The sequence below is a fragment of the Bauldia sp. genome, assembly GCA_037200845.1.
Taxonomy (GTDB): domain Bacteria; phylum Pseudomonadota; class Alphaproteobacteria; order Rhizobiales; family Kaistiaceae; genus DASZQY01.
The window spans coordinates 1865886-1886483 of the sequence record JBBCGQ010000001.1; the positions used below are offsets into that span (position 1 = coordinate 1865886).

Here is a 20598-nt window from a genome sequence, read left to right on the forward strand (position 1 = left end):
CGCGGCGCCGCGCTAAAAACATCAAGGAAAACAACGTGATCGACTTCAAGCCGCTGAACGACGTGCGTTGCGACCTCGGCGAGGGACCGGCCTGGGACGAGCGGACCAATACGCTCTATCAGGCCGACATCGTCAACCGCACGATCTACCGCTTCGCCGCGACCGGCGCGGTCGAGGGCAAGTGGACCTTCGCCGGCCCGGTCGGCTCGCTCGGCCTCACCGAGAGCGGCAAGCTCGTCGTCGCGCTCCGCCACACCGTCGGCATCTTCGATCCCGCCGACGGAAGCTGGCGCGCCATCGCCGAGATCGAGACCGAGAGGGGCGACGACACGCGCCTCAACGACGGCAAGGTCGGGCCGGACGGCGCCTTCTGGGTCGGCTCAATGGACGACCGTCCGACGCGACCGCGCCAGCCCGTCGCCGCGCTCTACCGCGTCACCGCCGACGGCAAGGTCGAGAAGAAGCGCGAAGGCCTCCAGGTCTCGAACGGCCTCGCCTTCTCGCCGGACGGCAGGACGATGTTCCATTCGGATTCCAGCGGCGGCTGGCTCGACCGCTGGGACTTCGACCCGGCGACGGGCACGATCGCCAACCAGAAGCGCATCGTCGACTTCGCGCCGGGCGTCGGCAACCCGGACGGCGCCGCCACCGACGCCGACGGCAACTACTGGAGCGCCGGCATCTCGGCGCAGTGCCTCAACAAATTCGCGCCCGACGGGCGCCTGCTCGAGAAGCATGCCGTTCCGCTCTTCTCCCCGACGATGCCGTGCTTCGGCGGCAAGGATCTGCGCACCCTCTATGTCACGAGCCTGCGCGTCGGGCGCCCGGCGGAGCAGCTCGCGAAGTATCCGCTGACCGGGATCACGCTGGTCGGCACCGCGCCGGTCGCCGGCTCGCCGGTGTCGCGGTTCAGGGATCGGTAGCGCAACTCCGTCGTTCGGCGAAAGCCGGAATCCAGCGCGACCGCATCGGCGCGTGCTGGCGCCAGCGCTGGACCCCGGCTTTCGCCCGGGTGACGAGCGAGTAGGTGGCCTAGCCCAATCCCGACGAAGCGCGGCCGCGGCTGGCCAGCGCGTCGATCGTCACTGCGACAACCAGCACCACGCCGGTGACCACGTAACGCGCCGCGGCGGAAATGCCGAGCAGGCCCATGCCGTTGTCGATAGACGCGATGATCAGGCCGCCGAGAAGGGCGCTGATCGCCTTGCCGCGACCGCCGAACAAGCTCGTACCCCCGATGACCGCGGCGGCGATGCAGTAGAGCGCGAGCTGACCGCCGTCGAGGTTGGTCGAGACCGAGCGCAGGCGCGACGCGTAGACGAGGCCCGCCACGCCGCCCATGAAGCCAGTGAGCGTGAAGCAAGCGATGCGCACGCCGTTGACGCTGATACCGGCGCGACGGGCGGCTTCGGCATTGCCGCCGATGGCGTAGATGTAGGTACCGAGGCGGGTGCGCTTGAGAACGATCGTCCACAGTTCGGCGAAGAAGAAGACGATCAGCAGCACCCACGGAACGCCCTGGATCGGTGCGATGCGGCCGCGATTGACGTTGCAGAGCGCCACCACCGCGATGCCGGCAACCACCACGCCCAGCACCTTCAGCGCCAGGAGGCTCGTCGGCTGCGTCGCGTGCTTGCGGCGTCGCGCCGTGCGGATCATGTCGAAGGCGATAAGCACGACGATTACCGCGCCGACGATCCAGCTCACCGTCGGCGAGAGCAGTCCGTTGGCGAGGTTGTTCACCACCTCGTTGTTGATCGGCACCGTGCCGCCGTTGCCGAGGATGAGCAGCATGACGCCGTTCCAGGCGAGCAGGCCGGCGAGCGTCACGATGAACGACGGCAGGCCGATGCTGGTAATGATGACGCCGTTGAACAGGCCGATCGCAGCGGCGGCCAGCAGCCCGGCCGGCACGCCGACCCACCACGGGTAGGGGTTGGTGCCGAACACCATGAGCGCCGTCACGACGCCGGCAACGCCACCGATGAAGCCGATCGACAGATCGATTTCGCCGAGCAGCAGGACGAAAATGATGCCCAGCGCGAACAGCATGTAGACCGAGCCCTGGACCATCAGGTTCACCAGGTTGCCGGGCGTCAGGAAGTTCTGGTTCAGCGTCTGGAAGATGATCGCCAGGAGCAGGATGCCCGCGACGACCGGCAACGCGCCGGTATCGCCGGCCCGCACGCGGCTCAGCCAGTTGAAGAAATGCTGGGAAAGGGTGCTCGTCTCGGACAGGCCGGCGGTAGTCGGGATGCCCGGCGAAGCGGAGGCCTTCGCCTGTTGCGCGGGAGTTGTCTCAGCCATTGCAGCCCCGCCGCTTAAGTCGACGGCGCGGCCACCGCGGCCGCTGCCTGAACACCGAAGGAGCGGGTACCCGCCCTGCCGGTCGTGATCAGTTCGACCAGCTCGGCGCCGGTCACTTCGCTCTTGTTGGGCTGCGCGACCAGCACGCCGAGGCGCAGCACCGCGATGCTGTCGGCCACTTTCAGCACGTCTTCCAGGTTATGCGAAATGATGATCACACCGAGACCGCGATCGGCGAGGCGGCGCACCAGCGCCAACACCTGCGCGGTCTGCGCGACACCCAGCGCCGCCGTCGGCTCGTCGAGCACGACAAGCTTGGAGTTCCACATCACGGCCTTGGCGACCGCGACCGACTGGAGCTGACCGCCGGAGAGGCTCGACACCTGCTGGCGGATGGACTTGATGGTCGTGACGTTGAGGCCGGCCAGCGTCTCGCGCGCCGCATCCTCCATGGCTTCCTCGTCGAGGAAGATGCCGCGCACGCGCTCGCGGCCGAGAAACATGTTCTGGACGATGTCGAGATTGTTGCAGAGCGCCAGATCCTGATACACGAACTCGATGCCGAGCGCCGCTGCCGCCTTCGGGTTGTGAATCGAGACGGGCTTGCCTTCCCAGAGGATCTCGCCGCTGTCGAGCTGGAAGATGCCGGCGAGGCACTTGATCAGCGTCGTCTTGCCGGCGCCGTTGTCGCCGACCAGCGCGGTGACCTCTCCGGGGCGGACGGTCATGTTGACGCCCTTCAGCACCTCGATCGCGGCGAAGTGTTTCTTGACGTCACGAAATTCCAACAAGGGGGAAGAATCCGTCATGTCCCTCGAACAGCCCCTGCGCCCAACAAGAGAATCGCCCGGCTCATGATGAGCCGGGCGACGTATTTACTACGCTGTCGATTTACTTGATGCCAGCGTCAGTGCACGCCTTGGCGAAGTCGCCAGAGCAGAGCTGAGCCGGGTCGATGAACTTGTCGGCGATAACCGTCGAAGCAATGTTCGAGGCGTTCACCGACAGCGGAACCAGCAGGAGCGACGGAGTCTTGTGGCTCGTTGCATCGACTTCGCCGTTCAGCAGGCTCTTGTCCGGGGTCTGGCCGGCGCGAGCATAGAGGGCGAGGGTCGCCGCGGCGGCGACTTCTTCGTAGATCGGCTTGTAGACCGTCATGTACTGGTAGCCGGCGAGGATGTTCTGCACGCCCTGAAGGGTCGCGTCCTGACCGGTGACCGGCACGGTCTTCGGCGGGATCTTGTTGTTCTTCAGGATCGAGATGGCAGCCTGGCCCATGCCGTCGTTAGCGGCGAGAACGGCGTTGATCTCCGGGTGGGCCTGGTAGGCCTGCTCGAAGAGGGTCGCGCCCTTCTGGTTGTCCCAGCCGTCAACGCGAACGCTGCCGACCTTGGTCGCCGTCTTGGCATCGTAGAGCGGGTTCAGAACCGACTCATAGCCCTGCTCGAAGAGCGTGGCGTTGTTGTCCGTCGGGGAGCCGCCGAGTTCGAAAATCTTCGGTTCCTTGACGTTCCATTCCTTGAGCGCGGCCGCGAGGCCGTCGCCCTGCAGCTTGCCGACGCCGACGTTGTCGAACGACACGTAGTAGGCAGCGTCGCCGTTGAGCGTCAGACGGTCGTAGTCGATCGAGATCACGCCCTGGGCCTTGGCGTTCGCCTGGATGGCGGCGCCCGAACCGGAGTCGAGGTTGACCAGCAGGATAACGCTGGCACCCTGGGTGATCGCCTGCTCGGCCTGGGTCTGCTGTGTCTGGGCCGAACCCTGGGCGTTGACGACGATGAGATCGTCGGCGCTCAGACCAGCCTGGGCGAAGGCAGCCTTGAAGCCGGGGCCGTCATTGGTTTCCCAACGGGCGCTCGACTGGGTGTCGGGCAGCAGCACGGCAATCTTGCCCTTGCCAGCCGCGGCGACGTCCTTGAGCGCCGACAGCTTGGCGAAGATGGCGTCCTGTCCGCCACCGGCGGCCAGATCGGCAGCAGTGAGACCCGCAGCCATCGCCGCAGGGCTTGCCGCCGCCATAAGGGCGCCAGCCACAGTCAAAGCGAGAAGTTTCTTCACGATGTACTCTCCCTCTTCCGTTGCGTTATTTGTTGGAGCGCGTGATGCCGGTCCGAGCTTAGGCTCGTCCCGCGCGCTCCGCGTTCTTTGGGTCTCGGGGTGCCGAGGGCCTCCCATTTCCCACGCGACCTTGTATGCGGGCGCATGAGGTACGTCAATCAGCCATCCCTCATCCGCGGTCTAAGGCCGCATTTGCATGATGCGATCTGGAGCGAGAATGAAGGGCGGCAAGGCCGCCGCTATATTGCATAGCGGTAGAACCTCGGGCTTGAGGTGAATCCCGATGACGTCCGCCATGAACCCCCGGCGCGCTTCGATCCGCCCCCACGCGTCGGGATAGCGCTCGGCGAACGCCGCCCGCCCGGCCTCGTCGAGCAGCGCGATGCCGTCCTCTATGTTGCTGGTGAAGTAGGCGGAGCCCGTGGCCGGGATGATGTCCACCTGGATCGCCTGGCCCGACTGCAGCCGCTCCGTCGAGCCCGGGTAGATCGGCGTATTCAGCCATTCGTCGAGATGGATGAGGTGGCCGGCCGGCAGGAACAGCCCGAAGAACGGATCGCCGAGGTGCCGCTTGATCAGCGCGTCGAGCGCGCCGCCGGTGACGCCGATCCCGATCGTCTCATACCAGTCGGCGACCGCGGCGAAATACGGCGCCACGAGCTTCGAGACATAGTCGCGGATCGCTGGCGGCAACTCGCCGGCATCCTCCACCAGCCAGCCGGCGCGACAGTTCAGCGCGCCCCAGATGCCGAACGCCGTGGTGAACGGATCGCCGCGCTCCATCGCGCGATGGCTCGGACTGCCGAGGCCGAACGATGCGCGTGGCCCCGCCGACAACATCGTGTGGCAGTTGAGCGGCAGGCCGGATGGCGCCAGCAGCTTCGCCGCCTCGAACTCGGTCATGCCCGGGCGCACGCCGCGCACGACATGCTTCACCGACTCCGAGGTCAGGCACGCGGCGAACTCGAACGCCGCGATCTGCTCGATCTCGTTGACCGCGCGCATGCCGGACGAGGAATGCATCAGCAGCGCGTTGGCATTGGTGACGCGCCCCGACGCGCCGGCGATCGTGCGCACGGTGTCGACGATGAACGACGGCGCCTCCGACCATGACTCGGGCGAGGCGGCTTCCGCCGCGCCGTAATATTTCCAGCCCGTGATGCCGATCTTCATGCCGGCGGCGATGCCGGCCTCGCGCAGAAGATCGGCGAGGGGCCGTGTCTTGCTGCGATCCTGCCCCATCAATCCGAACGGCGGGTAGAGCACGACCGAGAGATCGACCCGCGCCGTCGCGGCAAAGCCGCGGTTCTCCGGCCCGGCGAGCAGCACCGGCGTCCGCGACGGCGTTACGATCAGCAGCGCCTCCTCGAAGCGCGGATCGAAGCCGGTGAGATACGAGATGTTCGCCGCGTGCTCGCGGTCGGCATAGACCACGACCGCATCGAGCCCGCTGGCGCGGAACCGGCCGATGAACCCGGACAGCCGCGCCCGATAGACGGCAGCCGGAACCTCCGGCTGCTCCTTCGGCACGCCGAACTCCGGCAACCGAGCTTCCCCCAGAACCGCACGCGCCACGGCCGCCTCCCGATGTGTGGACGCAAGCTCTAGCGGTCGGCACTCGGTCGCGGCAAGTGCACGGCCGTACCGGCGCAACCAGCCTGAAAAGGACCAGGCAACTATCTCGGTACGCCAGCGCGCACCCGGCGAGAATTTGAACGCGCCGCCGGGAACACATCCACACGCGCCTCGTTCTGAATTTGCGCGGGGGGAAGCGGGCGACGCTCCCTCCGCCTAACGCGAAAGATGGCACATGAAAAAACCAGCCAGCCGCCGCTCGGCCGCGAAAGCGTCCGCGGCGCACAGGTCCCCATCGAAACCGAAGACCAAGAAACCCGCCAGAAAAGCAACGACCGCGCGTTCCTCGACGACGCGTGGTTCCAAGTCGAGAGAGGAGTACCCAGAGATGAACAGGCAGTCCCAGAACCGCGACCGTGACGAGAACGGCCGCTTCACCAGCGACGACGACAATGGCAACTACGGCCGCTCCGCGTCGCGCGGCAATTCCGGCCGCTCGGGCAGTCGCGACCGCGACGATAACGGTCGCTTCGCCAGCGATGACGACAACGGGCATTCGCGTAACGGCAACGGCAATCGCAGCTCGGGCCGCGAACGGGACGACGAAGGTCGTTTCATGAGCGACGACGACCGCGGCTATTCGCGCGGGAGTTCCAGCCGTTCAGGCGATCGCGACCGGGACGACAACGGCCGCTTCGCCAGTGACGACGACAACCGCCAGTCGCGCGGCGGCAGCCGCAGCTCCGGCCGCGAGCGTGACGACGAAGGCCGGTTCATGAGCGATGACGACCGTGGCTCCCCGCGCGGCGGCAGCGGCTCGTACGGTCGCGACCGCGACGATAACGGCCGCTTCGCCAGTGACGATGACAACGGGCGCTACGGGCGCAACGACGACGACCGCAACAATCGGCGCGGCGGCAACAGCTCGTACGGCCGCGAGCGCGACGACAATGGCCGTTTCGCCAGCGACGATCGCCAGGAATGGGATCGCGGCGGGCAGCGTGGCGACTACGACCGGGGCTACGACGACCGCACCGGATCGTACCGCGGCGCCGAAGGCCGTGGCCAGGATCGCAGCGCGTCACGCGGCGACTACGACGACGATCGGCGCGGCAGCAGGGGGAAGCTCGCGTAACGGCGATGACGACGACCGTCGTTCATCCTCCTCGTCCTCGCGCGGCGGCTCGTCGCGGAGCGGCGGCGGCGAAAGCCATCACGGCGGCTGGTCGGGCGACCACGAAGGCCACGCCGAGGCGGCGCGCCGCGGCTGGCAGCATCGTTCCAGGTAGACGCAGCTGACGAACGGAAAGCCCGGCACTTCGTATGCCGGGCTTTCTGCTGTGGATATCTCCACGTGAACCGCGTCCAACGCGCGAAAAACCCGCCGGAAGGCCGGCGGGTTTCGTAGGGTGATGCGCCTCTAGAGATGCACTGCGGCGCTAGAGGCGTCCGAGCAGCACGAGAACCAACAGGATCACCACCACCAGGCCGACGCCGCCGGACGGGTAGGTAACCCCAGCCCCCGCGCGAATAGGGCCATGACGGAATGGCGCCGATAAGGACGATGATCAGGATGATGAGAAGGATGGTGCCGAGAGACATGGGCGTCGCTTTCTCCGTTGCACGCAAGACGCGGAGTGAACGCCGTCGGCCGCGCGTTGGTTCCCGCGTCGCAAATCGGCAACCCGGCATGACGCCCATCGCCACGCGTGGAACTTTCGCGCCGCGCGCAGCGTTCTTTTTCCGCGACACCGACAGGAGGACACGATGCCCGATGAGCGCCAACGGAAGCTCGAAGACGATGCCCGGTCAGCGCGACCCGAAACGCGCGAGCCCGACGAGCCTCGGCGCGAAAGCCTCCAGGCTGAAGCGCACCGTATCGGCGTCGATGCCGTTGCCCGAGCCCTCGGCCAGCCTGCTTAGGGCAGCGCTGCTCGAGAGCTACTTCTCGCCGTTTTCCGCCCGCGTCTCGAACTGGGCGGGCGGGCACACTGCCTTCCTGCTGGCGTTGATCCTGGTCGTCGTCTGGGCGGCGTTCGGCCCGATCACCGGCTACTCCGACAACTGGATGCTCGTCATCAACACGAGCACCACGATCGTCACCTTCCTGATGGTGTTCATCATCCAGAGTTCGCAGAACCGCGACACGCGCGCCCTGCAGGTCAAGATCGACGAACTGCTCCGCGCCACGCAGGGCGCATCGAATTCGCTGATCGACCTCGAGCAACTGACGCGACCGAGATCGCCAGGCTGCACGACAAATATCTGGCGCTGGCCGCCAAGGCGCACGAACTCGGGCTGGAGTTCGACGTCGGCACGCCGACGATGGAAGCGCCGGCCGACTAGAGCTTGGCGCGGAGCGCGTTGCCGAGCTGGTAGACCTCGGGATCGGACCGGTGCTGCATCAGCCTGGCGAGGCTGGCGAGAAGCTGATCCTTGCTGAAGGGCTTCGCCACGATCATCGTCTCGCGAAACGCCTGCGGCACGCCGTCGGCGCCATATCCGGTGATGAAAGCGAACGGGATGTCGGCCCGTGTCAGCGCCGCCGCCAGTGCATCGACCGGCTTGCCGCCGAGGTTCGCGTCGAGCAGTGCCGCGTCGCAGCCGTCCGCCAGCAGCTTCATCGCCTCGGCAGGGTCGCCGACCGGCCCGATGATGGCGCAGCCGCCGTCGCGCAGCGTCGCCTCGATCTCCATCGCGATCAGCGGGCTCGTTCTTCCACGACCATGATGCGCTTGCCGTGCAGCCGCACGCGGTCCGCCATGTCCTGCGGGCTGAACGGCACCGCCGGCGCCGGGAAGAGTCCCGGCCGCGCCTGCTGGTCGGGCAGCGGGCAGCGTCAGGTCGCAGGTCAGCCCGTCGGCGGCGTAGGTGATGCGGGCTTCGCCGTTGTGGGCGAGCAGCGACTCCTCGATCAGCCGTGTGCCGAAGCCGCGCCGCGCCGGCGCCACCACCGGCGGCCCGCCGGCCTCGGTCCAATTCAGTTCAGCACGTGGCCCTTGCTGCTGCCGGCGACGTGCCAGTCGATAGTCAGGCGCCCGTGCGGCACGCTGAGCGCACCGTACTTGCGCGCATTGGTGCCGAGCTCGTGCAGCACCATGGCGAGATGCAGCGCCGGCTGCGGCTCGAGCGTCAGGCCCGGCCCGCGCACGCTGATGCGGGGGTCGGGCACGCCGAGCTGCACCCTGGTCGCGCACCAGCGCGCCCAGCTCGATGCCCTCCCATCGCGTCTCGGAGAGAAGATCGTGGGCGCGGGCCAGGGCATGGATGCGGCCGGTGAAGGCCGGCACGAACTCGGCCGGGTCGCGCGACCGGCGCAGCGACTGCGTCGCGATCGCCTGCACCGTCGCCAGCGTGTTCTTGACGCGATGGCTGAGCTCGCCCATCAGCAGCAGTTGCGCCTTTTCCGACTGCTTCCGCTCGGTGACGTCGCGCGCCACCTTGGACGCGCCGACGACGGTGCCGGAGCCGTCGCGGATCGGCGAGACGGTGAGCGAGATGTCGACGCGCCGTCCGTCGCGGGCAACCCGCACCGTCTCGTAGTGGTCGATGCGCTCGCCGCGCCTGAGGCGCGCCAGCACCTGCCGCTCCTCCGGGTGCAACTCCGGCGGGATGATCCGCAGGATGCTGGTGCCGATCATGTCGGCGGCGCTGTAGCCGAAGATGCGCTCGGCGCCTGTATTCCACGAGGTGATGATGCCGTCGAGCGACTTCGACACGATGGCGTCGTCCGAGGAGGCGACGATGTTGGCGAGCAGGCGCGAGTCGGTCTCCTCGCCCGGCGCAGATCCGTAACGTCGACCAGCAGGGGTTGATTGCGCCGGTCACCGTGCCGTCGGCATCCTTGAAGGGCGTCGGATAGGGCAGGAAGCGGACGCGCGTGCCGTCCGGCCGCTCGGCGATCGCCTCGACACCGCGCACCGGCTCCCCGGTTTGCAGCGCAATCGCCATCGGGCATTGGTCGTGCGGCAGCACCGTGCCGTCGAGATTGTAGAGGCGCCACGAGCCGCACCACATCGCGGTGCCGATCTCCGGCCGCACGCCCCACAGCTCGGCCGCCGCGTCGTTGTAGAAGGTGATGCGGCCCTCGGCGTCGGTCATGTACGCCGCCGCCGGCAGCAGCCTGAGCAGCGAACTGTCCATTGCCGACGCGTTCGGAACGAAATCCATCTGGCCCAGCGGATAGTCCTCGAATTCAGGATACGCGAAAGGCCGCTCCGCTCCAAAGAGGGGCGAAGCGGCCGGTGCGGGGCGCTCCAGGGTCATTGAGGGGGCGGGGAAACAACCCGGGAGCCGCCGAAATAACCGGGCACCGGAAAAAAGGTTCCGGACTGCCTGCATTTTTCTGAAAACGGCGAAATGCCTGGGGGAAGTGCCCTACCGAGCGCCAAACCGGACAGCAAGAAGGCCGGGACTAGCCCGGCCTTCTGGTCGCTGTTCCGGCTGGGGGGCGATAAATGGCGCAGCGACCGGGGAAAGAACGGCGAAGCGCCGATAAGGTTCCCGCGTCCTTAACGCCGCGATTGCCGCACCTTACGCCTCCACCGGCTTGCGCTTGGTGGTGGCCTTGCGGCCGAAGAACAGGGCCTGGCTGATGACCGCTGCCACCGTCGTCGGGCGGAAGGGCTTGGTAATGAGAAACGCTGGCTCCGGCCGCTCGCCGGTCAGCAACTGCTCGGGGTAGGCTGTGATGAAGATCACCGGCACCTCCAGCGTCTGCAGCATCTCGTTCACCGCATCGACGCCAGAGCTCATGTCGGCGAGGCGGATATCGGCGAGGATGAGACCCGGCGGGTCGGCCTTGGCGAGTGCCACCGCCTCCTTCTGCGTGCGGCCGATGCCGGTGACACGATGGCCGAGGCTTTCGACCAGCGTCTCGAGGTCCATCGCGATCAGCGGCTCATCCTCGATGATCAGCACGTCGGTGGCGATCTCCTGCGCCAGTTCCCGCCCGGCCTCCTCGATCAGCCGGCGGAGCTCGATCACCGGCACGTCGAGGATCGCCGCCGCGGCGCCCTCGGGGAAATCTTCCAGCGCGACCAGCAGAAACGCCTGGCGGGGTAGGGGGGTCATGCCACCGATGTGCTCGTCGATCAGCCCGGCTTTGGCGGCCGGCAAACTGAGCTCGACCGAGTTCCATATCCGGGTAAAGGCGGAGAACAGCGCGGTGAGCACGCCGTCGTCGCCGGCAAGGCTGCTCGGGTCCTCCGCCAGCGCCTCCAGCGTCGCCGTGACGTAAGCGTCGCCGGAAGTCTGGTTGCCGGTCAGCGCACGGCATAGCGGCGCAGCCGGGGCAATTCGTGGGCAACAGCTTGCGAAGTCAGCATCGGCAGTCCTCCTGAATTTCCGTGGCCAGCCAACGCGTTGACTGGCCACCAACCTAGGCGAAATTGCGAGATTGAAACATTATACAGTCCCGCACGTTACAAGAGCCCGGCCAATCGGTTTCGCTGGCGACTGGCTCGGGGGGTGAGAAACATGAAACGCCGGACAAACATGCCGCCGAAAACCAACAAGCCGGCCGAACCGCGGCCCTTCGAGCCGCCGAGTTCCCTCGGCCGCGAAATCCAGGAAAAGATCGGCGACCAGCTTCGCGCCATGCACGACGACATCGTCAAGCAGGGCGTACCGGACCGTTTCGTCGAACTTTTGTCGAAGCTCGACAAGTCTCCTGAAGACAAGTCGGGCGGGTAGGTCATCGATGGCTCTCGATCCCGCGCTCCGTGACACGATGCTTGCAACCGTTCCGCGGCTGCGCGCGTTTGCCGTTTCCCTTTCGGGAAACGTCGATCGCGCCGACGACCTCGTGCAGGAGACGTTGGTGAAGGCACTGCACAGCATCGACAGCTTTCGCCCCGGTACAAATCTGCCAGCTTGGCTTTTCACAATTCTCAGGACCATTTTCGTTCCGAGTATCGCAAACGCCGCCGCGAGGTTGAGGACGTCGACGGCCGCTACACCGAGCGGCTGAAGTCGCAGCCCGAGCAGATGGGCCACATCGAACTGGCCGAATTCCGCGAGGCGCTGGCAAAATTGCCGCCCGATCAGCGCGAGGCGCTGGTCCTGGTCGGCGCTTCCGGCTTCTCGTACGAGGAAGCCGCGGAAATCTGCGGCTGCGCCGTCGGCACGATCAAAAGCCGCCTCAACCGCGCCCGCACCCGCCTCGGCGAACTGATGCAGATCGACAGCGCCGACGACTTCGGTCCCGACGCCGCCACCCGCGCCATCCTCACCGAGCCGAAGACCGGAACCTAAGCCGCGGCGCCTCGTTTCTCCTTCAACGGGAAAGCGAGGGACAAAGCCATGGCGACGGACGACCGGGAATTCGCGCGCGACGCACAAGAGACCGCGGAAAGCGACCGCGAGATCCAGCAGCGCATCGACAAGGCCGACAAGAAGGCCAAGCCGGGAGCGAAGAAGCCGCCGCAGACCGGCCAGCGCGACTACCCGGTCACGCCGCTGCCCAAGCAGCACCAGCAGAAGCCCGGCCTCGAGGCGCATCTCTATCCGCGCCCGATGTACGAGGCGCCCGGTTACAAGGGCTCCGAGAAGCTGCTCGACATGGCGGCGATCGTGACCGGCGGCAACTCCGGCATCGGCCGCGCGGTCGCCGTGCTTTTCGCGCGCGAGGGCGCCGATGTCGCCATCGTCTACCTCGAGGAGAGTGAGGACGCCGGGGAGACGAAGGTCGCCGTCGGGAAGGAAGGCCGCCGCTGCCTGCTCATCCAGGGCGACGTCACGGACGCCGAGTTCTGCAAGCACGCCGTCGCGGCGACCGTGAAGGAATTCGGCAAGCTCGACATCCTGGTCAACAACGCCGCCTTCCAGGAGCACGTAAAGAAGTTCGAGGACCTCACCGAGGAGCACTTCGACCGCACCATCAAGACCAACCTCTACGGCTACTTCCATATGGCCAAGGCCGCGGTGCCGCACATCGGCGAGAAGGGCTCCATCATCAACACCGGCTCGGTCACCGGCCTGATGGGCTCCAAGGAGTTGCTCGACTACTCAATGACCAAAGGCGGCATCCACGCCTTCACCCGCTCGCTCGCCGGGACGCTTCTGGAGCGCGGCATCCGCGTCAACGCGGTGGCGCCCGGCCCGGTGTGGACCCCGCTCAATTCGGCCGACAAGGGCGGCTCCGGACGTCGCAAAATTCGGCGGCGACGTGCCGATGAAGCGGCCGGCGCAGCCGGAGGAGATCGCGCCGGCGTACGTCTTCCTCGCCGCGCCGTCGTGCTCCAGCTACATCACCGGCGAGATCCTCCCGATCATCGGCGGCTACTGATGGCGCTGCGCGATCTGGAGGCAGGGCCGGACGCGACCTCCATCGCCGAACTTCGCAGGGAGGCGGCGACCTGCCGCCGATGCCCCCTCTACAAGATCGCGACACAGACGGTGTTCGGCGAAGGGCCCGAGCACGCGGCGATGATGCTGGTCGGCGAGCAGCCCGGCGACCAGGAAGACATCGCCGGCGTCCCTTCGTAGGGCCGGCCGGGAAGATTCTGGATCGCGCGCTGGCGGAGGCCGGCGTCGACCGCGAGAAGGTCTACGTCACCAACGCCGTGAAGCATTTCAAGAACGAGCCGCGGGGCAAGAAGCGTCTGCATCGGCGTCCGAACGCCTACGAAATCAGCCGCTGCAGATGGTGGCTCGACGGCGAGCTGCGTATCGTGAATCCGAAACTGGTCGTTGCCCTCGGTGCCACGGCGGCATCGTCGCTGGCGGGCAGGGCGGTCGCCATCGGCCGCGAGCGCGACAAGCCGGTCACCTTCGCCGGCGGCCACGCCGGCTTCATCACCACGCATCCCTCCGCCATCCTGCGCATGCGCGGCGAGGACGATCGCCGCGAGGGCATCGCGCTGCTGGTCCGCGACCTGAAGGATGCAAAGCGTCAGGTCTAGGGGAACGTCACCGTCGCCCGCGCCCGCGCCACCTTCTCGTCGGCCACACCGACACCATGCCCGGCTGCGCCGCGCCGCTACTGAAGGTGACACCTGTCCCGGCATTGTCGATGGCGACGCTCGTCCCGTTCACCGTCACGTCGATGGCGCCGTCGATGAGCAGGAAGCCATTGCCGCCGTCGATCGGGCCGCCCCAGAAATCCGTGCCGCGCACGCCGATGGTCGCCGCCGGGGTCGTGACGCTCGCGGTCCGCACCGCGCCCTCGTTGAGGTGCCCGAACACGAACCGGAACGCCCCGGCGACCGCCGCATGCAGCGAATTCGCGCCGGCGGGGTTGTAGACGAACGTATCGACCGTGAGGTTGGCGTTTTCGCCGACCGTGAGCGCCGTGCCGTCGGCGAGCGTCACCGCCAGGCGTCCGTCGGCACCGGTGGCGATCGCCTCGCCGAGATAGACCGGGTTGCCGGCCGCGAGCGTCTGTCGCGCCCCATCGACCACACCCACCGCGGCACCCGCGACGCGCGTGATCGAGCCGATTGCCTCCGCCCCGATTGCGGCCGACGACCACGCCACCGCCGCAATCGCCCCCGCCATGACCGCCCGAAATATGCCCACGACCACCACAATAGAACGAATCAGGAATGGCGGATGGGGTGGGATTCGAACCCACGGTGAGCTTGCACCCACGCCGGTTTTCAAGACCGGTGCCTTAAACCGCTCGGCCACCCATCCGTCGAAAGATCAATGCCCCGGCCAAATTCCCCATGCAAGTCAGGGGGTAACTGTGGCCGAAAGCAGCCGGCGGCTTGTCAGTCCGCCTTCATTTTGATCCATTCGCACAGTCCTTTTAACCCGTGATTAAGAGTCAAAGGACGATCAATCACGGGCTGGGGGCAGCGGCGGGACGATGGGGCGATATTGATAGTTCCGGGCGACGGGAAACGCGACCGCTCTTGCGGACGATGCCCTCGGGTGTCTCTCAAGAGGTGAGGTTCGGGGCGGCAGGGCGGCGAACATGCGCCGCGCGCTGCTCGTGATCGCGGCGGCGGTCACCGTCGCGGCCTGTTCCTCTTCCGGCCCGTCGGTCGGTTTCAAGCCGAAATCCAAGGAATACTTCAGCGAGCGCCAGTACGGCCGCGCAGTCCGCGCGTCGCCTATTCGGGCCCGATCCGCAAGGGCGGCGGGCGCGTCGTCGTAGCGACACCTACAAGGTCGCCGGCAAGACATATGTGCCGACCACCAACCCGCGCTATTCCGAGACCGGCTATGCCTCGTGGTACGGCGAAGCCTTCCACGGCCGCCTCACCGCCAACGGCGAGGTCTACGACGTCAACGGCCTGACCGCCGCGCACCCGACGCTGCCGTTGCCGAGCTACGCCCGCGTCACCAACCTGCAGAACGGCCGCTCGATGATCGTGCGCGTCAACGACCGCGGCCCGTTCGCCAAGGATCGCATCATCGACCTGTCGTCGCGCGTCGCCGACATGCTCGACGTCAAGGACCAGGGCACCGCCAAGGTCGAGGTCGACTACGTCGGTCCGGCGCGCATGGACGGCCGCGACGACAAGATGCTGCTCGCCTCCTATGAAGGGCCGTCGCAGAATCCGGTCGGCGCGATGTTCGCTTGGATCAAGCCGCAGCCGAAACCGCGCGTCGACACGCCGCCGGTGGTCTACGCCGCCGCGATGCCGACTCCGCGGCCGCGCCCCCACTGACCTCGCGCTCTATCCGCCGCATCCGGCGGAGGCCAATCCGCTCATCCTCGCACCGGCGCTGATGCCGGCGAACGAGGATCCGCTGGCGCCGCTGATCATGCGCGCCAGCTTCGTCAATTCGTACGCCGATAGCGAGACGCTGACGCCGGCGCAGAACGCCGCCGACGATCTCGTCAACGGCCGCTTCCAGACCACCGGCCTCCAGGCCGCGCTCGCCAAGGCCGCCGCTAAAGTAAGGGCAGGGGGCGACACCGTCGTCCAGCTCGGCTCGTTCGGCGATCCGAAACAATGCCGCGCGTGTTGCCACCGACTTCGGTCGCTTCGGCAAGGTGACGACGGCGCAGGTGACCGGCGCCAAGCCGCTGACCGTGGTCCGCGTTGCGGTGGCATCGTCCGCCGCGCCGGGCGTCATCGCGACCGCGAACGCCGCCGGCCTCACCGGGGCATTTGTCTTCGCCCACTAGGCTCGGGGTCGGCGGGGGCACCGTGGCGGCAAAGCCCAACAACGAACGCTGATCTTCTTCAGCGACGCCGTCATCGCGGTCGCCGTCACTCTGCTCGTTCTCGACATCCGCCTGCCGGTAGAGGACGCGGCCAGCCTTTCGGACGCAGACCTCTGGTCGGCAATCCTCGCAACGCTACCGCGCATCTACGCCTACTTCCTGAGCTTCGCGGTGGTCAGCCTGTTTTGGACCAGCCACCACCAGAAATTCATGCTCATCCCGCGCGTCGACGGCGTCATCTCTTGCCTCAACATCGTCTTCCTGCTGCTGGTCGGCCTCGTGCCGTTCTCCACCGCCGTGCTCGCCGAGAACGGCGGCAAGGCCGCAACCGCCGTCTACGCCGCCCTCATGACCGCACTGGGCGTGACGCTGATGCTGATCTGGGCCTATGCATGGGCGACCGGCCGCATCCGGCACGACGTCGACGAGAGGCGCAAGCACCGCATCTTCTGGCTGAGCTTTGGCACGTTTGCCGTCTTCGTCGTCTCGATCCCGCTCGCGTTCGTGAACGCCGACGGTGCCAAATATTTCTGGCTGCTGCTCGTGCCGATATCGCTGGCGCGCTACGCCACCCCACCGCCGCGACGAGGAGGGCGAGGGCGCCGCGTGATGCAGGATCGCGCCGTCGCTGTTTCGGCCGCCATCGCCGCGGCGTGGGCGATCTTCGCCGTCGGCGGCTACGCCGTGCTCAACGCCATCCATCCGGGCACCACGCCGATCACCGGCGGCGTCTGGCTCATCGCGATCATCGCGATCGTTGTTGCCGCTGCGCTGACGGCGCTCGGCTGGTGGCGCAGCGTCGGCTTCACGCCGCCCCTCGGAATGGCGCGAGCCGCAATGGCTGATCGTGCCGGCGCTGATCGTGTTCCTGCCGCTCGTCACTGGCGTCAAGGCGCCCGAGACGGGGAGCATCGCTCTCCTTATCGTCGGCTACGCGCTTACCGCTTTGCGGAGGAAGCCGTGTTCCGCGGCATCATCCTCCGCCTGCTAGGCAACCGGCCGCGGCTCGCGGCAGTCACCACCGCGGCGCTTCTGTTCGGCCTCGTCCACCTCGCCAATGTCTTCATCCGCGGCAACCCGGCGGTCATCGCCGCGCAGGCCCTGGGCGCCGCCTGCTTCGGCTTCGGCTATGGCGCGATCCGCCTGCGCACCAATACGCTGTGGCCACTGATTGTCACCCACATGCTGACGGATCTGTTTCTCCAGGTCGGCAAATTGCCGCTGATCCCCGTCGCCGTCGCGCAGGACATCATCCTGCTCGCCTTCGGCCTCTGGCTTTTGCGGCCGGGACAACGGGCGTAGGATGGCGCCCATGTTCGCCCGCCTGATTGTCTTCGCCGCGCTCGTTCTTGCCGCCGCACTGCCGGCGCGCGCCGAGGTATTCGAAAGCCGCGCCGCGCACGCCATCCTGATGGACGCCGAGACCGACACCGTCCTCTTCGGCAAGGACGCCGAGGTCCGCATGCCGCCGGCCTCGATGGCCAAGCTGATGACCATGGCCGTCGTCTTCGACGCGCTGAAGAGCGGCAAGCTCAAGCTCACCGACGAATTCCCGGTGAGCGAGAATGCCTGGCGGAGCGGCGGCGCCTCCTCGGGCGGCTCGACGATGTTCGCCAAGCTCGGCTCCTCGATCAAGCTCGACGACCTGATCCACGCCATCATCATCCAGTCCGCCAACGACGGCTGCATCGTCGTCGCCGAAGGCATGGCCGGCAGCGAGGCCGCCTTCGCCGACATGATGAACGCCGAGGCGGCGAAGATAGGCCTCACCGGCTCGCACTTCACCAACGCCACCGGCCTGCCGGACCCCAACCAGTACGTCACCGCGCACGATCTTGCGCGGCTCGCCAAGCACATCATCGTCGACTACGCCGCCTACTACCCGATCTACAGCCAGACCGAATTTACCTGGAACAAGATCCGCCAGCAGAACCGCAACCCGCTGCTCGACATGGGGATCGGCGCCGATGGCCTGAAGACCGGCTACACCGAGGAATCCGGCTACGGCCTCGTCGGCTCGGCGCTGCGCGACGGTCAGCGCCTGATCCTCGTCGTCAACGGCACCAAGTCGGAAAAGGAGCGCGCCGAGGAGGCCCGCAAGCTGATGGACTGGGGCTTCCGCGCCTTCGAGCGGGTCAGCTACTTCGCCGCCGGCGAGCCGATCGGCGACGCCCGCGTCTTCGGCGGCGACGCCGGCAGCGTCGATCTGGTGAGCAAGGTGCCGGTCGATGTGCTGCTGCCGCGCGGCACCACGACCGCGGTCAAGGGCCGCATCGTCTACCGCGGGCCGGTGACCGCGCCGGTCACCGCCGGACAGGAAATCGGCACGCTGCAACTCACGACCGCCGACGACCAGCCGCTCCGCGAAGCCAAGGTCTATGCCTCCGCCGACGTGCCGGTCGGCAGCGTGCGCCAGCGGGCGTTGTCGAGTCTGCGCGAGTTGCTGCTGGGGTGGTGGTAAGTCCGCACGGAGTTTGCTGAGACACACCCCTCCCCAAAACCGCGATGCGGTTTTGGCCCTCCCACAAGGGGAGGGCTCAAGCGGAGTTTGTTGAAGTGTGGTGTCGCAACAAGGATGAACCCTCCCCTTGTGGGAGGGTCAAACCGCCGTAGGCGGTTTGGGGAGGGGTGTCTCTCCACGAACGCGCCGTGACGGTGCGTATCTCGACGGATCGCGAGCGCTCGATACTCGATCCCCGCTTTCGCCGGGGAAGAGCGGGAGAGGGAGTGGGACGCCACTTGACCCCGCCGCGCCCATCGTGACCATGCCGCCATGGCCGGAAAATTCATCACCTTCGAAGGCGGGGAGGGGGCGGGGAAATCCACCCAGATCAAGCGCCTCGCCGAGCGCCTCGAGGCCGGCGGGCGCGCCGTGGTGGTGACGCGCGAGCCCGGCGGCACGCCGACGGCCGAGGAGATCCGCAAGATGCTGCTTGCGGGCCTGGCCGAGGAGCTCGGGCCCGACGGCGAGGCGGTGCTTTTCGCCGCCGCCCGCGCCGATCATGTCGAGAAGGTGATCCGCCCGGCATTGCGCGCCGGCAAGTGGGTGCTCTCCGACCGCTTCTCCGATTCCAGCCGCGTCTATCAGGCGAAAGCCGAGCCGGGCGTGCTCGCCTCGCTCGACCGCGTCGCCGTCGGGCGCACCCAGCCCGACCTCACCATCATCCTCGACCTGCCGGTCGAGACCGGCCTCGCCCGCGCCGCGCGCCGCATGGACGCCGCCGGCAAGAAACCCGACCGCTTCGAGCGCGACGACATCGCGCTGCACGAGGTGCGCCGGCAGGCATTCCTGGAGATCGCCAAAGCCGAGCCCGAGCGCTGCGCCGTCATCGACGCGTCGCAGTCGGAAGAGGCAACCGCGCACGACGTGTGGCAGGCGGTCGCCGCGCGCCTCATCGACAAGGCCGCCTGATGGCGGCGGCCGAGGCTGAGGACCTGATCCGCTTCGACCGGGTCGAAGACTGGCCCGCGCCGGAAGAGCAGCCGGCGTGGTTTGGTTCGCCCACCGCCGAGGCGGCGCTGCTCGACGCGTACCGCTCCGGCCGGATGCACCACGCCTGGCTGCTCGGCGGCCCGAAGGGCATCGGCAAGGCGACGCTGGCGTATCGCTTCGCCCGCTTTGTGCTGGCCCATCCCGATCCAAAATCGACGGAAGTTGCGGCGGCCATCGACCTCAGCGTGCCGCAAAATCATCCGGCGTTCCGCAAGGTCGCCAGCCGCGCGCATCCCAATCTGCTGGTGCTGGAACGCCCTTACGACGAGCAGAACAAGCGGTTCAAGACCGTCGTCGCGGTCGATGAAATCCGCAAGACCGTGTCGTTCTTCGGCTCGACTGGCGGCGAGAACAACTGGCGCATCGCCATCGTCGACCCCGCCGACGACATGAACGATTCCTCCGCCAACGCGCTGCTGAAGATTCTGGAGGAGCCGCCGACGCGTTCGCTCTTCCTGCTGGTCAGCCACGCGCCCGGCCGCTCGCTGCCCACCATCCGCTCGCGCGCCCGCCGCCTCGAGGTCGCGCCGCTCACCGACGACGCAATCGTCGAGGCCATCCGCAACCATGGCGAGGTGGATGAGGACTTGCCGCTCGCCGCCGAGCTCGCCGAGGGAAGTCTCCGCCGCGCCATCCTGCTGATGGACGGCGGCGGCATCGAGACGTACCGCGCGCTGTCGAAGCTGTTGTCGCGCTTGCCCGACCTCGACGTCGAGGCGGCGCACACCTTCGCCGACAAGGTGTCGGGGAGGGGAGACGACGACGCCTGGGTGGGCTTCGGCGATCTGCTCGCGGCGTGGCTGAACCGCCGCGTCCGCGGCCTGCCGGAGCCGCCGTCGGGCACGCCGCCAGGTGCCGCAACCGCCGCCGTTCCGCTTGAAAGGTGGGCCGAGGTATGGGAAACCTTGCGCCGCTCGGTGGAAGACACCGACGAGTTGAACCTCGACCGCAAACGAAGCGTACTCTCGATCCTCATGGCACTCGCCCGCGCGACCCGAATGTGACGCTGCCGCCGGTTACGAGCCGGCGCGAAGTCACGGGC

The 20598-nt window shown here is 67.4% G+C and carries 17 protein-coding genes, 1 tRNA gene and 6 pseudogenes; 13 read left to right on the forward strand and 11 right to left on the reverse strand.

What is annotated here, in order from left to right; translation table 11 throughout:
* Positions 1–35: 35 nt before the first annotated feature.
* Complete coding sequence (locus WDM94_09000; protein MEJ0012751.1) at positions 36–923, forward strand: SMP-30/gluconolactonase/LRE family protein; 888 nt, start codon at positions 36–38, stop codon at positions 921–923.
* A 109-nt stretch (positions 924–1032) separates the two neighbouring features.
* Here WDM94_09000 and WDM94_09005 read toward each other — a convergent pair whose 3' ends face one another.
* The 4 genes from WDM94_09005 to WDM94_09020 all read right to left on the reverse strand — a co-directional run bounded on the left by WDM94_09005 (position 1033) and on the right by WDM94_09020 (position 5940).
* A complete protein-coding gene (locus WDM94_09005; GenBank protein ID MEJ0012752.1) occupies positions 1033–2307 on the reverse strand; it encodes a sugar ABC transporter permease in 1275 nt (424 codons plus the stop codon).
* 14 nt (positions 2308–2321) lie between these two features.
* A complete protein-coding gene (locus WDM94_09010; GenBank protein MEJ0012753.1) occupies positions 2322–3098 on the reverse strand; it encodes an ATP-binding cassette domain-containing protein in 777 nt (258 codons plus the stop codon).
* Positions 3099–3198: 100 nt separating this feature from the next.
* Positions 3199–4302, reverse strand: a complete 1104-nt coding sequence (locus WDM94_09015) for a substrate-binding domain-containing protein (GenBank protein ID MEJ0012754.1) — start codon at positions 4300–4302, stop codon at positions 3199–3201.
* Positions 4303–4545: 243 nt separating this feature from the next.
* A complete protein-coding gene (locus WDM94_09020; GenBank protein MEJ0012755.1) occupies positions 4546–5940 on the reverse strand; it encodes an aminopeptidase P family N-terminal domain-containing protein in 1395 nt (464 codons plus the stop codon).
* Positions 5941–6175: 235 nt separating this feature from the next.
* Here WDM94_09020 and WDM94_09025 point away from each other — a divergent pair, with 235 nt between their 5' ends.
* Positions 6176–7075 (forward strand): hypothetical protein, encoded by a 900-nt coding sequence (locus WDM94_09025; protein ID MEJ0012756.1) that lies wholly within the window; start codon positions 6176–6178, stop codon positions 7073–7075.
* Between the two features lie 304 nt (positions 7076–7379).
* Here WDM94_09025 and WDM94_09030 read toward each other — a convergent pair.
* Positions 7380–7542 (reverse strand): annotated as a pseudogene (locus WDM94_09030) (DUF3309 family protein).
* A gap of 172 nt (positions 7543–7714) precedes the next feature.
* On the opposite strand from WDM94_09030, the gene WDM94_09035 reads away from it, so the two are divergent.
* Positions 7715–8383: a low affinity iron permease family protein gene (locus WDM94_09035; GenBank protein MEJ0012757.1), complete on the forward strand. Its 669-nt coding sequence runs from the start codon at positions 7715–7717 to the stop codon at positions 8381–8383.
* Here the strand turns inward: WDM94_09035 and WDM94_09040 are convergent.
* From WDM94_09040 to WDM94_09050, 3 genes and pseudogenes are all read right to left on the reverse strand, one after another.
* Entirely contained in the window at positions 8283–9659 is a 1377-nt protein-coding gene (locus WDM94_09040) for an HWE histidine kinase domain-containing protein (protein MEJ0012758.1), read from the reverse strand. The genes WDM94_09035 and WDM94_09040 overlap by 101 nt on opposite strands.
* 154 nt (positions 9660–9813) lie before the next feature.
* Positions 9814–10281: pseudogene (locus tag WDM94_09045) on the reverse strand (PAS domain-containing protein).
* Positions 10282–10473: 192 nt separating this feature from the next.
* Positions 10474–11267 (reverse strand): annotated as a pseudogene (locus tag WDM94_09050) (response regulator).
* A gap of 151 nt (positions 11268–11418) precedes the next feature.
* Between WDM94_09050 and WDM94_09055 the strand changes: the two are divergent.
* From WDM94_09055 to WDM94_09070, 4 genes and pseudogenes are all read left to right on the forward strand, one after another.
* Positions 11419–11634, forward strand: coding sequence for a NepR family anti-sigma factor (locus WDM94_09055; GenBank protein ID MEJ0012759.1), 216 nt, complete (start codon positions 11419–11421; stop codon positions 11632–11634).
* 7 nt (positions 11635–11641) lie between these two features.
* A pseudogene (locus tag WDM94_09060) lies at positions 11642–12195 on the forward strand (sigma-70 family RNA polymerase sigma factor).
* A 48-nt stretch (positions 12196–12243) separates the two neighbouring features.
* Positions 12244–13228: pseudogene (locus WDM94_09065) on the forward strand (SDR family oxidoreductase).
* A gap of 79 nt (positions 13229–13307) precedes the next feature.
* Positions 13308–13844: a UdgX family uracil-DNA binding protein gene (locus WDM94_09070; GenBank protein MEJ0012760.1), complete on the forward strand. Its 537-nt coding sequence runs from the start codon at positions 13308–13310 to the stop codon at positions 13842–13844.
* Between the two features lie 7 nt (positions 13845–13851).
* On the opposite strand, the gene WDM94_09075 is transcribed toward WDM94_09070, so the two are convergent.
* The gene (locus WDM94_09075; protein ID MEJ0012761.1) at positions 13852–14439 is read right to left on the reverse strand and encodes a FecR domain-containing protein; all 588 of its coding nucleotides are present in this window, start codon (positions 14437–14439) and stop codon (positions 13852–13854) included.
* A 48-nt stretch (positions 14440–14487) separates the two neighbouring features.
* Positions 14488–14577 (reverse strand) — tRNA-Ser (locus tag WDM94_09080).
* Positions 14578–14860: 283 nt separating this feature from the next.
* Here WDM94_09080 and WDM94_09085 point away from each other — a divergent pair.
* A pseudogene (locus WDM94_09085) lies at positions 14861–15431 on the forward strand (septal ring lytic transglycosylase RlpA family protein).
* A 138-nt stretch (positions 15432–15569) separates the two neighbouring features.
* Here WDM94_09085 and WDM94_09090 read toward each other — a convergent pair.
* A complete protein-coding gene (locus tag WDM94_09090) occupies positions 15570–15737 on the reverse strand; it encodes a hypothetical protein (GenBank protein MEJ0012762.1) in 168 nt (55 codons plus the stop codon).
* Between the two features lie 152 nt (positions 15738–15889).
* Here WDM94_09090 and WDM94_09095 point away from each other — a divergent pair, with 152 nt between their 5' ends.
* The 5 genes from WDM94_09095 (at position 15890) to WDM94_09115 (ending at position 20560) form a co-directional block, all read left to right on the forward strand.
* A complete protein-coding gene (locus WDM94_09095) occupies positions 15890–16024 on the forward strand; it encodes a hypothetical protein (protein MEJ0012763.1) in 135 nt (44 codons plus the stop codon).
* Between the two features lie 51 nt (positions 16025–16075).
* Positions 16076–17365 (forward strand): TMEM175 family protein, encoded by a 1290-nt coding sequence (locus tag WDM94_09100; GenBank protein ID MEJ0012764.1) that lies wholly within the window; start codon positions 16076–16078, stop codon positions 17363–17365.
* A gap of 10 nt (positions 17366–17375) precedes the next feature.
* A complete protein-coding gene (locus tag WDM94_09105; protein MEJ0012765.1) occupies positions 17376–18524 on the forward strand; it encodes a D-alanyl-D-alanine carboxypeptidase family protein in 1149 nt (382 codons plus the stop codon).
* A 312-nt stretch (positions 18525–18836) separates the two neighbouring features.
* Positions 18837–19475 (forward strand): dTMP kinase, encoded by a 639-nt coding sequence (gene tmk, locus WDM94_09110; GenBank protein MEJ0012766.1) that lies wholly within the window; start codon positions 18837–18839, stop codon positions 19473–19475.
* Positions 19475–20560, forward strand: a complete 1086-nt coding sequence (locus tag WDM94_09115) for a DNA polymerase III subunit delta' (GenBank protein MEJ0012767.1) — start codon at positions 19475–19477, stop codon at positions 20558–20560. Before tmk ends, WDM94_09115 begins: the two co-directional genes overlap by 1 nt.
* The last annotated feature ends 38 nt before the right edge of the window (positions 20561–20598 follow it).